The 12,665-nt window shown below is 45.3% G+C and carries 13 protein-coding genes; 11 read left to right on the plus strand and 2 right to left on the minus strand.

Going from position 1 to position 12,665, the window contains the following annotated elements:
* Window positions 1-161: 161 nt before the first annotated feature.
* Together GT360_RS06470 and GT360_RS06475 are read left to right on the plus strand one after the other, a co-directional pair.
* Window positions 162-2,048, plus strand: a complete 1,887-nt coding sequence (locus GT360_RS06470; protein WP_164648085.1) for a methyl-accepting chemotaxis protein — start codon at window positions 162-164, stop codon at window positions 2,046-2,048.
* Window positions 2,049-2,143: 95 nt separating this feature from the next.
* A complete protein-coding gene (locus GT360_RS06475; protein ID WP_164648086.1) occupies window positions 2,144-2,602 on the plus strand; it encodes an exoribonuclease R in 459 nt (152 codons plus the stop codon).
* A gap of 102 nt (window positions 2,603-2,704) precedes the next feature.
* Here GT360_RS06475 and GT360_RS06480 read toward each other — a convergent pair whose 3' ends face one another.
* Complete coding sequence (locus tag GT360_RS06480) at window positions 2,705-3,052, minus strand: NADH:ubiquinone oxidoreductase (RefSeq protein WP_164648087.1); 348 nt, start codon at window positions 3,050-3,052, stop codon at window positions 2,705-2,707.
* 342 nt (window positions 3,053-3,394) lie between these two features.
* Between GT360_RS06480 and GT360_RS06485 the strand changes: the two genes are divergently transcribed.
* The 3 genes from GT360_RS06485 (at window position 3,395) to GT360_RS06495 (ending at window position 6,057) form a co-directional block, all read left to right on the plus strand.
* Entirely contained in the window at window positions 3,395-3,577 is a 183-nt protein-coding gene (locus GT360_RS06485; RefSeq protein ID WP_164648088.1) for a hypothetical protein, read from the plus strand.
* A gap of 250 nt (window positions 3,578-3,827) precedes the next feature.
* On the plus strand, window positions 3,828-4,811 hold the full coding sequence (locus tag GT360_RS06490) for a polysaccharide lyase family 7 protein (RefSeq protein WP_164648089.1): 984 nt from the start codon (window positions 3,828-3,830) through the stop codon (window positions 4,809-4,811).
* A gap of 130 nt (window positions 4,812-4,941) precedes the next feature.
* Window positions 4,942-6,057, plus strand: coding sequence for an OmpP1/FadL family transporter (locus GT360_RS06495; RefSeq protein WP_164648090.1), 1,116 nt, complete (start codon window positions 4,942-4,944; stop codon window positions 6,055-6,057).
* A 46-nt stretch (window positions 6,058-6,103) separates the two neighbouring features.
* Here GT360_RS06495 and GT360_RS06500 read toward each other — a convergent pair whose 3' ends face one another.
* Window positions 6,104-7,639 (minus strand): bifunctional GNAT family N-acetyltransferase/carbon-nitrogen hydrolase family protein, encoded by a 1,536-nt coding sequence (locus GT360_RS06500; protein ID WP_164648091.1) that lies wholly within the window; start codon window positions 7,637-7,639, stop codon window positions 6,104-6,106.
* Window positions 7,640-7,813: 174 nt separating this feature from the next.
* Between GT360_RS06500 and ggt the strand changes: the two genes are divergently transcribed.
* From ggt to GT360_RS06525, 6 genes are all read left to right on the plus strand, one after another.
* The gene (gene ggt / locus GT360_RS06505) at window positions 7,814-9,556 is read left to right on the plus strand and encodes a gamma-glutamyltransferase (RefSeq protein ID WP_164648092.1); all 1,743 of its coding nucleotides are present in this window, start codon (window positions 7,814-7,816) and stop codon (window positions 9,554-9,556) included.
* A gap of 336 nt (window positions 9,557-9,892) precedes the next feature.
* The gene (locus tag GT360_RS06510; RefSeq protein ID WP_164648093.1) at window positions 9,893-10,390 is read left to right on the plus strand and encodes a P-loop nucleotide/nucleoside kinase family protein; all 498 of its coding nucleotides are present in this window, start codon (window positions 9,893-9,895) and stop codon (window positions 10,388-10,390) included.
* Between the two features lie 88 nt (window positions 10,391-10,478).
* Window positions 10,479-10,955: a GNAT family N-acetyltransferase gene (locus GT360_RS06515; RefSeq protein WP_164648094.1), complete on the plus strand. Its 477-nt coding sequence runs from the start codon at window positions 10,479-10,481 to the stop codon at window positions 10,953-10,955.
* 57 nt (window positions 10,956-11,012) lie between these two features.
* Entirely contained in the window at window positions 11,013-11,468 is a 456-nt protein-coding gene (locus GT360_RS21875; RefSeq protein WP_239502599.1) for a hypothetical protein, read from the plus strand.
* Between the two features lie 26 nt (window positions 11,469-11,494).
* Window positions 11,495-11,779 carry a GNAT family N-acetyltransferase gene (locus GT360_RS21880; protein WP_239502600.1) on the plus strand — a complete coding sequence of 95 codons (285 nt, stop codon included), beginning with the start codon at window positions 11,495-11,497 and terminating at the stop codon, window positions 11,777-11,779.
* A 17-nt stretch (window positions 11,780-11,796) separates the two neighbouring features.
* Window positions 11,797-12,579, plus strand: coding sequence for an aminoglycoside phosphotransferase family protein (locus GT360_RS06525; RefSeq protein ID WP_164648095.1), 783 nt, complete (start codon window positions 11,797-11,799; stop codon window positions 12,577-12,579).
* Window positions 12,580-12,665: the final 86 nt, after the last annotated feature.

Here is a 12,665-nt window from a genome sequence, read left to right on the forward strand (position 1 = left end):
GATCCTACGGAAGTGGGGCTTTTTTGCAAATGTGGTTTAGTGATTGGTGCATAGCAAACCGATTAACAACTTAATACAATTGAAATCAAAGTCGTTAGTTATAGATGTGGTATAAGACCTCAAAATAACATCTCTAAATACGTTTAACGATTGCGATTCACATGCTAAATAGACTCACCTTAAAGAACAAACTTGCGCTGTCAGCAAGCCTTACGATCATATGCGGGATCTCCGTGTTGGAAGTCGTCAACTTCAATACTGCACGAGATAAACTGAACCGTGATACTGAATCTCAATTACTCGCGAGTGTTGAGGGTTACAATCACTACGTTTCAGGGTGGCTTGCTTCTAAGCAACGAACACTAGAAGCTCTGCCTAGCACGATACAAGAACAAAGCGTGCTGTCTCATTTAGAGCAAGTACGAGATTCTGGCGCGTTTGATAATGTCTTTTTGGCTTATGCTGATGGGTCGCAGCAAAACGCAAATGGTGTAGTACTTCCGCCTGGTAATGATGATCCGCGAGAGTGGGGCTGGTACATAAACGCGCTTAAGATGCCAAACAGTGTGTTTATTGATGAGCCGACGGTGGCTGCTGCAACAGGTGCAAACGTTGTTTCTATGGGTAAGACTGTACACACATCCAAAGGACAATCGGTTTTAGGCGCAGATGTTGAAATTGGCGATATTATTGAAGGTCTGCACAACATTGAGTTACCTAGCGATGGTGTGGCGTTTATGGCTAACCAAAAAGGGAACGTTTTTGTTCATGAAAACGTGTCGCTTCTTAATCAGTCGGTAGACGTTACAGGCGTTTCTTACTCAAGTATCCAACAAGCGATACGAGGCAATGGCCTGAGCTTGCTTGAATCTTCAGCAGGCAATCTCCTTCTCGTGGCTCAAACGATTCCGGACACAGAGTTTACGACGGTGACGGTTATTGACCATGATGCGCTAATCGCACCGTTGAAAACGGCCGCGATGAAGCGAATGGGTGGTGTGTTCATAGTACTACTTATCTGTATTTCTATCTTTAACCTGATTTGCACGCGCTTGTTCAGACCTTTAGGAAATATTAGCCACGCTTTGAATGACATCGCGAGTGGGCAAGGTGATTTAACGAAAAGGTTGGACGTGGAGTCGAACGATGAGATTGGCCAACTAGCAAAACAGTTCAACACGTTTATTGATACGCTGCAGCAGCTGATTATTCAAGTCCGTAATGATGCTAATACTCTGACTCAAAGCTCATTAGAAGGCGCGACTCGTGCCGAGCAAGCCACCAATGTGTTGGTCAACCAGCAGTCGGAAGTTGCGATGATCGCCACGGCAGTGACGCAAATGTCGTCTGCCACAACCGAGATTGCTTCTCATGCCGATAATACTGCTCAAGCGGCACTGAGCTCGACAGAGAACACGCAAAGTGGTCACCAGCTGGTAGTTCAAACTAAGGAGTCGATCCATAACCTAGCGAAGGAGATGAATGAAGCGAATCAGGTCATTTCCGATCTTGATAGCTATGCGAATGACATCTCAAAGGTTCTGGCGACGATTCGCGAGATTGCAGAACAAACCAATCTTCTGGCGCTTAATGCGGCGATCGAAGCGGCACGTGCAGGCTCACAAGGCCGTGGCTTCTCTGTCGTTGCTGATGAAGTGAGAGTACTTTCACAACGCACCCATAGCTCCACCGAAGAGATCAAGTCAACGATTGAAACTCTTCAAAAAACCACGGCTAAGGCAGTGTCATTGATGGAGTCTAGCTCTCAGCTCGCAACCAATTCGGTAGCGAATGCGGAAGATGCCTCTGACGCGATTAATGAGATCAACGAGAGCGTTAAGCTTATTAGTGATATGGCGGCACAAATCGCAACGGCGGCTCAAGAGCAAAGTCATGTGACTCAAGATATCAGTTGTAATATCAATGCGCTTAAGTCGGGTTCAGACAACTTAGCGAATGTAGCTTCCAATGCACTGGGTGAGTCAAACACCTTAAGCGCGCAATCTCAAGCGTTGAGTGACAAAGTCGCGGTTTTCAAGCTTAGCTAATCACTGAAGCTCTGAACTCCGCTATTGCATTTGACACAGGGTGCTGTTTATTTTTTAATTCAGCACCCTAACTCATTATCAAACAGAGCCACATCATGATTCCTGATTACACTTTTGAATGCTTAAACCAGATGCCACGTGAGGAGCTCGAAGAGTTTAGCTTGCGTATGATCAGTCGCATGGTGCCAGAAGATACGATGAGTGAGCTGTTCACCTTTGAACAAGAAGAGGTGGATAGTGAAGAGCGAATGATGTCTGCTCAATTGGACGCAACGCTTCGTATGACGGCTATTGCCTTAAGTGAGATTCAACAAGCGTTTGATGATTCAGACAACGCCAACCAAAACAGCGAGCGAATGACTCGATTAGTACTTTGGCATTTTTATGCGGTTTCATTCAACTTAGAACGCGCTATTTCACTGAAAACACACTGTGAGCAGGTCGAGCCGATTGTGGCAAATCGTCCACAAGACGCGTTTGGTTGGGTCACGAAACTTACAGAGCTCCTTCATACCTACGCAAAAATCAGTGCCGAGCAAGAACAAGCGAAATAACCCTTCCTATTGAGAATGAAGGCCATTCTCTGAGTTCACAAAATGAAAAAAGGGCGAGAGAACTTGGTTCTCTCGCCCTTTTTGTATCTGGCAGTTGAGTATTTAAACCATTCCGTCTGTATTTGAATGCGTTTGACGGTGGCGATACCAATAAATGGTCGCGGCTACAGAGGTATAGAAGTAGGCGATGACTGCCACCATTGGTGATGAAGCTAGCTCTGTTAAGAATGTCACAGACAATCCAAGAGACGTAATCATCAGCTTGGTCATTAGGCCCAGGAACAAAAGACCAAGTGCGAACTCAGGTACTTTAGTAGGACGAAACGCGACCCAATAGCATGCCGTTAATGATAAAAGTGCGACGATAGATCCCGCAGCGAAAGCATCAGCGTGTTCGATAGAAGTAAAGCCAAAAAGGGTAAGACAAACTAACGCAAGAGCAATTTTCATTTTATAACCTCGAATAGGTGTAACCCGTATCCATACACGAAAGTGTTACTCAATCAACGGGTGTTATTGTCTATTTATTCGACATAAATGCAAGCAAAGTTTTCAAAAATCGAGATCAAATTAACAGCAATTGCTCTAGTATAAGTTTCTGATAACATTAATTTAACATTTCGTTCGCTCTGTGAACTAATTCGAGAAGTGCTTGCTGAAATATGGGGCATTTGGGTGTAAGTAAAATTGCTTTCCGTTTTGATTTTCAAACGCTGTTTGTCGCGTTTTGACCTACTGTTATTTAGGCGTTGAAATAGTCTATTGTCCCCCAAGAAATAGGTTGTCGAATAAATGACGAAAGCACATGAGAATGCGGAAGGGCATCAAGTTGTACATGACTGGATTCGGGAGAATCGTGAAAAAGAGCGCCAAGAGGCGTCGTTCGAACAACAAAAGAAAAGTGAGGTAAAGTTGACCCCGCTAGAAAACTTTCTATCTGACTGGAAGAAGCAGCTTAAATCCAGAAGCTATTAAACGCCAATGACGCTGACTCTGCTTTGTAAGAGCAATGTAAAACTTAGTGAAAGTGCACAAAATACAGCGAATCCATTGTTCTTCGTCCACCAAGTTAGCGTAATCTTCCAACGGCAAAAATAATACAAATAAAGCAAACCCACTCAAGTTGATGTGGTCTCTTGCTTTACCGGTTATAAGGGCCGGCTCATCAAGGCTCAATGAGTTCTGGCCCTTCCTTAGATTTTTATATTTCGGAGACATCCCCCAGATGAAGATGGCTTTATCAACGCTTGCTGTGTGTGGTCTGATCGCTGCGCCAGCAATGAGTGCGAGCGGAGACGCTCTTTCTTTCGACCTTAGCCCTTGGAAGATCACGATTCCTGATAGTCAGCTCGATTACTATGGCTCAGGGAAGGCAGGCACTGCTGCAGAGCTGCTCCCGGCACAATGTAACGATAGACGTGATGTTCTAAGCTCACAAAGTGCGGTGAAGGGTTTGAGTGATGCCGCTTACTTCGAAGTTGTCGATGGACGCGCGCATTTTAGAGCGGACATGGGGCGTGGCATCACAACGGAAAACTCCAACTATATTCGCAGTGAGCTGCGTGAGCTTTTCAATGTGGATGCTGAAAGTCGAAACCCTTGCTCAACATCGACGGCAAACACATCATGGTTTATTAACGACGAAGCAACAGGCACTTCAACGCATACATTAGCGTCTACATTGCGTATCGATAGCTACCCAGACCGAGCGGTCACCAACGAGATGCCGAAAGTCGTGGTGGGTCAGGTTCATGGCTGGAAGGTCAAACAAGCACTCGTTAAGCTGCAATGGGAAGGCGACGATAAACCCGTTCGCGTGATCTTAAACCAAGACTTCTTCTTGGATAATAAATCGTGTAACAGCGAGCTGGCAAAAACCACAGGTTGTGACCTGTGGTCGTTCAGTGTTGAAATGGGGCAGTATCAAGCAGGCGATGAGTGGAGCTATGAAATCACGGTCGATGATAAAGCTATTTACTTGATGACTCGTGATGCAGACGGTTCAAACAAAGTAGAACGCACACTAAACTGGGGCGAGACAACGCAAGATCGTGATGGTCGCGATGTGTTACTTGTGAACGAATGGGCTACAGGTGAGGTGGCGTACTACTTTAAAGCCGGTATCTACCCACAGTTCCGTCCTGCAGCAAAATATGCTGGGCAAGTCTTTGACGTAAGCTTCTCAGACATCAACCTAACGCACAAATAAGCGACAGACTTTTCTTAGGTTTAAAGGCTTATAAAAAGGTGTAAGAATTATTGTGAATGTAGCCGTTTTTACTCGCTTATTTTCTGGCGCATGCTAGCATGCGCCAACTCATTACATTTGGCTCACAATCATGCCTTACATAAAACGTCTTACTGTCGTGTCGTTTTGTTTTGCTTCAACCGTTTCTCACGCAACGGGTCTTAATTTCTGGGAATCTTCAACCACAAACAGTGCCTTAGCGAGCGCAAACGGTGCTCGGGCGATGGATGCGAGTGTTCTTGCGACTGCTCCGTCGAGTATGACTCAGTTTGATTCATCAATTGTCACTGGCAACGTTACCCGTTACCAAGTCGATACCGACTATGACATCTTTGGTGACAAGTCTAACTACTCAAAATCCGATCCAATTCCAGCGGGCTTCTTTGTTACACCGTTAACTGACAAGTGGTATTTTGGTCTGGCTGCTTATAGTCGAACAGCAGCGGATATCTCGGTACCAGAGCTCCCGATTATTCCACCTTTGATATCGATAGATGAGGCACGAGTTAGACCTATCGTCGTCTCTTTTGCCCCGAGTGTGGCCTATCAGTTTGGCGAAGTGAGCGTAGCGGGTACGCTAGAGTACCAATACGCAGATTACACGCTTGAGAGGACGGAGTGTAATTGGCGTGGCTGCTCACTAAGCTCTCAGAGTGGAACAACAAGTGGTTGGAGTGGTGCACTGAGTGCGACTTGGCAAGCAAATGACAAGGTGTCTTTCGCAGCAACACATCGTTTCGCAACGCAATTTGGTGATGACAATATCGATTTTGATTTACCGTCAATCACGAGTGTGTATGCAAGTTTAGAGCTAGTAGACGATCTCATTTGGCATAACACTTATAGCCTTTCTCGTTGGAAGGGTAAAAGTATTCAATATGATGACTACATGGACTTTATCGGTTTATTGAAAGGCTCACAACACAGCAAACGGCTTGCCACTTCGCTTGAGTATCAATGGCACGATGTCACCGTGATGGCGGGTGTGAGTATTGACGAAGCCATTGATGCATTTGGTGGTGAGGATGTTCGCTATCGATTGGGTGTGGGCTATCAACTGACTGAAAATTTGAAGGTTGATCTTGCCGGTTTCAAGGAAAACTACGCAAGAAAGTACCTTAATGAAACAATTTTAGGGGAAGAGGTGAAGGTCGATGTCCAAAACTCTGGCTACGGAGTGAGTTTGGGAATAACCTACCAAATGTAGAAGGTAATGAACAGGACACCTATCTCATGTGGTGTCCTGTCTTGGTTTAGTCGCTATCTGGTTTTATAAACGTCCCATAGATATCCGTTCGACGATGCTTGAGGTTGGTTACAGAGCCCTCAGTATTTAACTGTTTGAGCTTGGTGAGATCGACATCGGCAAAGATGATCATCTCAGTGTTGGCATTCGCTTCCGTCAGCGTCGCATCATGCGGGAAGTAGATATCTGACGGAGAGAACACGGCTGACTGGGCATACTGAATATCAACGTTATCGACTCGAGGCAAATTACCAACGCTGCCCCCAATCGCCACATAGCACTCATTCTCAATCGCTCGTGCTTGCGAGCATATCCTGACGCGCTGATAGCCATTTTTGGTGTCTGTCCAGAATGGCACAAAGATAATCTGTACATCTTGCTCTGCCATGATACGACCCAGCTCTGGGAACTCACTGTCGTAGCAGATAAGTATACCCACGCGCCCAGAATCGGTATCGAAGACTTTCACTTTGTCGCCACCATCGATTACCCAATCTTTCTCTTCGTGAGGTGTGATATGGATTTTGTACTGCTCATCGATTTGACCATCACGATGAAGAAGATAAGCAACGTTATACAGTTTCCCGTCCTCGAAAACCGGCACACTGCCAGCAATGATGTTGATGTTGTAGGTGACCGCCATTTGCGAAAAACGTGCTTTAATCTCTTCACTAAAGCTCGCCAAAAAGCGAATCGCTTCCACCGAGTTTTGGTCTGACTGCAAGCCCATGAGTGGTGCATTGAAGAACTCAGGGAACAGAGCAAAGTCAGCCTTGTAATTAGAAAGTGAGGTGACAAAAAACTCCGCCTGATCCATCAAGTCATCGAGGTCACGCACTGCACGCATCTGCCACTGAATCACCCCAATGCGAACCAAGGTTTTCTCAATATCATGGACAGATTGGATGTCCTCTTCATAGAAGAAGTTGTCCCATTCTAGTAATGTCGCATAGCCTTTAGATGCTTCATCTTCCGGTAAGTAGTTACGCATTAAGCGTTTAACATCAAAATCGTTGGCGAGCTGAAAAGAGAGAATAGGGTCATGTAGCTGGCGACGTTTCACTTGGTCAATGTATTCAGTCACTGAGAGTTTATCAGCGTACTTGTGATAGCAAGGGATACGCCCACCAGTAAGGATCGCTTTGAAGTTCTTATTTCGACACAACTCTTTTCGTGCATCATAAAGGCGACGGCCCAAGCGCAAGCCACGATAGTCAGGGTGGACAAAAACATCCAACCCATACATCGCATCACCAGAGGGTTGGTTTTGAATAACGTTTTGCTCAGTGATGATGTCGGTGTAAATATGAGGCAGCGAGAAGCGGTTGTAATCGACTTTTATGGTAAGTGCGGCACCGACTATTTTGTCGTTGTCGACAATGCAGATTTGCCCATCAGGAAACTGGTGAATGAGATCCATAATGGTGATACGAGGCCAAGCACCGCCCACATCGGGGAATACCAAATCCATCAGTTCTGCTAGCTGAGGATAATCCTTGGCCTCAATGGTCCTTAAAGAGAGTTTTGGGGTGTTACTGTCCATACATATGTTGTCCTTGTTATGCACTTGTTTCAGCATGGCACAAGTTGTAACGAAGATAAACTGTTGATGGTGCGTCTTTGGCTAACTATGAGTATGCTCTAAATTATCTATATCTATGAGGTGCTTATCGTTGCACTATACTGCTAACAGGCAAGCGCACAGCAAGGAAGAAGAATGAAGAAAACGGCACTCTTAGCAACGTTCACATTGTGTGGATTTAGCGTGTGGGCGAGCACTCAGGTCTCGGATTCCGTGGCGCCAGAAGCCACCAGTCAGGTTGTGACTAAAAAAGCCGTGATGACAAATAAATATATGGTGGCCGCAGCTCACCCAGAGGCCGTGAAAGCAGGTTACGAGGTATTAAAGCGTGGTGGAACCGCAGTTGATGCCATGGTTGCGGTACAAACAGTTTTAGGCTTGGTCGAACCGCAATCATCAGGCATTGGTGGCGGTGGGTTTGTGGTCTATTTTGATGCTGAATCTAAACAACTGACGACATTTGATGGGAGAGAAACCGCACCTCTGGCAGCAAGGCCAGAGCTGTTTCAGGATAAAAACGGAAAACCACTCAAGTTCTTTGATGCGGTGGTCGGGGGACGCTCAGTCGCAACTCCGGGCACAGTGAAGTTGCTGGAAGCCATGCATCAACAGTACGGCAAAGAGAAGTGGTCAGAGTTATTTGTGCCTGCAATCAATCTAGCCACAGATGGGTTCACCGTCTCCGAAAGAATGGCGGCATCCATTGCACGAGACCAAAAGTATCTCGCACGTTACCCTGAAACGAAGCAGTATTTTATGGATAAGAACGGCGCGCCTTTGCAAGAAGGTCACCTTTTGGAAAATGGAGCTTATGCAAATACATTGAAGGCAATTGCAGAAGGCGGAGCCGATGCTTTCTACTATGGAGAGATTGCTAAAGCCATCGTCAATAAAGTGAACTCTGTCGAGGATAACCCCGGCGTATTGGCGTTAGAGGATTTTGCCACCTACAAAGTGATTGAGCGTGATGTAGTGTGCGCGCCATACCATCAGTATGAAGTGTGTGGCATGGGGCCACCAAGTTCTGGTGCACTTACTGTCGGGCAGACACTTGGGATGTTAGAACATTTCGATATCGCAGCAATGGGCCCGTACAGCGCGAAAGCGTGGCAGATCATCGGTGACGCATCACGACTCGCATTTGCAGACCGAGGTCGATACATAGCAGACACCGACTATGTACCAATGCCGAGCGGATTACTCGACCAAGATTATCTTAAGCAACGCGCAGAGTTGATTACCGAAGGAAAAGCACTGAGCCAAGTCTCAGCGGGCATGCCTCGTTGGGAGCAGTCGATTGCTCAAGCCGACGATCAATCTATCGAGCTACCAAGCACCACCCACATCGTTATCGCTGACCAATACGGTAATGTGTTGTCTAAAACCAGCACTGTTGAAAATGGTTTTGGCTCAAGATTGATGAGCAACGGCTTCATCTTAAATAACGAGCTCACCGACTTCTCATTCGCCTCTCATAGTAACGGTTACCCAATCGCCAACCGAGTCGAACCCGGCAAACGCCCAAGATCGTCAATGGCACCCACCATCGTCATGAAAGAGGGCAAACCCTACATGGCAATAGGCTCTCCCGGTGGCTCACAAATCATTGGTTATGTGCTCAAAACCCTCATCGCTCATATCGATTGGAAACTGGATATTCAACAAGCGATAGATTATCCCAACATGGTTAACCGTTTTGGCACATTTGATATCGAAATCAACACAACCGCGACAGACTTGATTTCAGAGCTAGAAAAGATGGGGTTTGAAACTAACGTACGTGACCTCAACTCAGGCTTGCATGGAATTGTGTTTGAGGAAAGTCAGATGATTGGTGGTGCTGATCCGAGAAGGGAAGGGATTGTATTGGGGGACTGAATTGCTTCTGATTGGTATAGGTACATAAGCAAGCGTCAATAAGTGAAAGAATACAGAAATGAATTGATTGGCTCTCATAAATCATTCTTAGACTTATAAATTTCACTGTAAACTTGATAGAGTTATCATTGTCTTTGCAAGGAGGGTTGTTGATGGGAACTATCATTGGTTTAGTTGTTTTGGCTGCAGTAGATTGATTTCTTGTTCGCAAAACAGGACTGCACATACATCAACTCATTTCTAAAAAATATGCAGAGCATCTGCAAGGTACAGAGCAACACAAGTAGGGTTTGCTAGCTGCAACTTAGCAAGACATCCAGAGTGAAGGAGGAACACATGCAAAGCCAGGGAAAGCTGTATTTCTTCTGTGGCAAGATGGGCGCTGGAAAATCGACTCAGTCTAGGGTTGTTGCGGCGGAAAAGAAAGCCGTTTTAATTTCAGAAGACGATTGGTTGGCGGCTCACTTCCCCACTCAAATCACAACATTTGACGAATACATTAAGTATTCAAATCGCATTAAGCCATTCGTTAAAAGCCATGTTCAAAGCTTGTTGAGTATTGGGGTTAATGTTGTCATGGATTTTCCCGCAAATACCGTAAAGCAGAGAACTTGGTTTAAATTATTATGTCATGAAGTAAAGAGCGAGCATGAACTGTGGTATCTGGACCTCAGCGACGAGGCGTGTTTATCTCACATTGCTAAACGTCGGGTTGAGAAGCCAGAACGAGCCATGTTTGATACGGAAGAGGTGTTTCATCATGTCACTCAGTATTTTGAAGCGCCTGCAATTAGTGAACAGCTCAATGTGGTACGTGTCAGTTCAGATACCTAATTGGTGAGAATGCCCTTGCTAGAAGCCCTAGAAAATGGTGTCGTTAATGGACGCTGCTTAATTTAGCGTTAGGTTTAGACGAGGAAATATGGAAGTTCAATACAAGGTTTTGAAGGCTGAGGATAGTAGGGCGTATCGAGAATTACGCCTAGAAAGCTTACGCAAAAACCCCGAAGCATTTGGCTCTGACTATCAAACGCAATCTCAGTTATCTAAATTGTTTTTTGAAGAAGTGCTCGAAACGGGTAGTAGAAACCACGTTGTGCTCGGTGCGTTGTGTGAAGGGAAACTCGTAGGCTTGTGTGGCTTGCTTTCTCAAGGGCAGGCACAGTCATTGGAGCTGGTACAAATGTTTGTTGCTCCTGAATGTCGTGGTCAGTCAATAGGTAAAGCTCTTTTGTCTAAAGCTGAGTCAATACTTCAGAGCCGTCATGAAGATAGTTTAACGTTGACGGTATACACCGACAACGAAGCAGCAATCAGGTCATATGAAAGTTTTGGTTTCACCAGAGTTCTCCAGCATGACAACGAAATCACAATGAAATTTCAGCCTGAAACATCATAATAAACTAACCTAGCGGATCGTATATCTAACATGTGTCAGCGACGTATAAGGACAGAAATGAACAAAGACGATGTAATGCAAGAGTACAATGAGGTTGAGCGAAAACTGATTAACTCTTTCAATGGCGTGAAAGAATCAGATAGCAATCTAACTAAGTTCGTATCGAAAGACCGTCATGGGAGTTACATTTCATTCTTCAACTTCGGTGAAAGTCGCACAGAATCCATTGTTAGAGAGCAACTCGCTTACTTTGACGAGCGTAATTTGTACTTTGAATGGAAGACATACAGCACCGATGTGCCGAGTAATATCGGTGAAGTGTTACTTGCCAATGGTTTTAAGCAAGAAGAGTCCGAATCATTTATGGTTCTGGAGTTAGCAAAGGCTGTTGACGAACCGTTTGATGATTTGTTGATCACAGAGGTGACGGATAGCAAAGGTATTCGTGAAGCAATCAGAGTTCAAGAACAGGTTGGGGTGGAGATTTTGAGTGGCAATACCACTATCTGTTGAGCCTAAAACAGTATTCACCTGAATCCGTGTCGATTTATGTTGTGTATGTCGACAATCAGCCAGTGGCCTCTGCTTGGCTGACGTTTAATAGCTGCAGCCCATTTGCTGGAATTTGGGGGGGAAGTACGGTCAAAGAATATCGAGGAAAGGGTTTCTACAGTTTGCTGCTTAACAAGCGTATTGCTGAAGCAAAATCCAGAGGGGCGAAATATCTCATCATTGACGCTTCGGATATGAGTAAGCCGATCGTAGCAAAGCGTGGCTTTGAAGTGGTAGCGACAACCACCGGGTATACTTCTCCAAGTCGTTAGTAAAATAAGGAACTATCATGGAAGAGTTATCAGGCGGAAGGGCATCCTCAATTTATCGAGAGGGTGAAGTTGTATACCGACCGCTTCAGCCATGGAGCCCCACTATTCATCAGATACTACAACATCTAGAGCAATCGGGTGTAAATGAGATCCCCAGGTTTATTGGTGTTAGCAAAAACCGAGAAGCCTTAAGTTTTGTTGAAGGGGACACCTACAACTATCCATTAGTGGGTGCAATTGTGTCACATGAAGCACTCGTCTCTGCGGGCAAATTGCTGCGCAAAATACACGACTCGACCGTTTCGTTACTGAATGAGATTGATGTGAATAACCAGCAATGGATGCTTGAACCAAGAGAGCCTTTTGAGGTTATCTGCCATGGTGATTTTACTCCCTACAACGTGGCGCTATCAGATAACACCGTTGTTGGTGTGTTCGACTTCGACACGGCACATCCAGCACCAAGGGTGTGGGATCTGGCGTATTCAGTATATTGTTGGGCTCCGTTTAAAACTGACAGTAATGATAAGTTAGGTACACTATCAGAGCAGATATCGAGAGCTCGTGTTTTTTGTGACAGTTATGGCGCAACTCAGTGCCAAAGAGAACAATTGGCGGAAGTGATGATTCAGAGGCTAGGTGCTCTCGTGTCATTTATGCGCCGTGAGGCAGAGGAAGGGAATGTCACCTTTGCTGAGAATATAGAACAAGGTCACCTTCAAGCCTACCTCAATGATATTGAATACATCCATGAAAATAGTAAACAAATGCAGTGCTTACGATTGAAACAAAGTATCTAATTTCAACTATGGTTTGCATGATATTGTGTTTGAGGAAAACCGATGGTTCGTAGTGCAGAACCAAGAGGATAAAGGTGTGTTTTAGG

The organism is Vibrio astriarenae, from assembly GCF_010587385.1.
GTDB lineage: Bacteria > Pseudomonadota > Gammaproteobacteria > Enterobacterales > Vibrionaceae > Vibrio > Vibrio astriarenae.

Coding starts and splice junctions, on each gene's coding strand:
- GT360_RS06510 (WP_164648093.1), top strand. CDS start 9,893: ATGCAAAGCCAGGGAAAGCTGTATTTCTTCTGTGGCAAGATGGGCGCT.
- GT360_RS06500 (WP_164648091.1), bottom strand. CDS start 7,639: ATGGACAGTAACACCCCAAAACTCTCTTTAAGGACCATTGAGGCCAAG.
- GT360_RS06525 (WP_164648095.1), top strand. CDS start 11,797: ATGGAAGAGTTATCAGGCGGAAGGGCATCCTCAATTTATCGAGAGGGT.
- ggt (WP_164648092.1), top strand. CDS start 7,814: ATGAAGAAAACGGCACTCTTAGCAACGTTCACATTGTGTGGATTTAGC.
- GT360_RS21875 (WP_239502599.1), top strand. CDS start 11,013: ATGAACAAAGACGATGTAATGCAAGAGTACAATGAGGTTGAGCGAAAA.
- GT360_RS06495 (WP_164648090.1), top strand. CDS start 4,942: ATGCCTTACATAAAACGTCTTACTGTCGTGTCGTTTTGTTTTGCTTCA.
- GT360_RS06485 (WP_164648088.1), top strand. CDS start 3,395: ATGACGAAAGCACATGAGAATGCGGAAGGGCATCAAGTTGTACATGAC.
- GT360_RS06490 (WP_164648089.1), top strand. CDS start 3,828: ATGAAGATGGCTTTATCAACGCTTGCTGTGTGTGGTCTGATCGCTGCG.
- GT360_RS06475 (WP_164648086.1), top strand. CDS start 2,144: ATGATTCCTGATTACACTTTTGAATGCTTAAACCAGATGCCACGTGAG.
- GT360_RS06470 (WP_164648085.1), top strand. CDS start 162: ATGCTAAATAGACTCACCTTAAAGAACAAACTTGCGCTGTCAGCAAGC.
- GT360_RS06480 (WP_164648087.1), bottom strand. CDS start 3,052: ATGAAAATTGCTCTTGCGTTAGTTTGTCTTACCCTTTTTGGCTTTACT.
- GT360_RS06515 (WP_164648094.1), top strand. CDS start 10,479: ATGGAAGTTCAATACAAGGTTTTGAAGGCTGAGGATAGTAGGGCGTAT.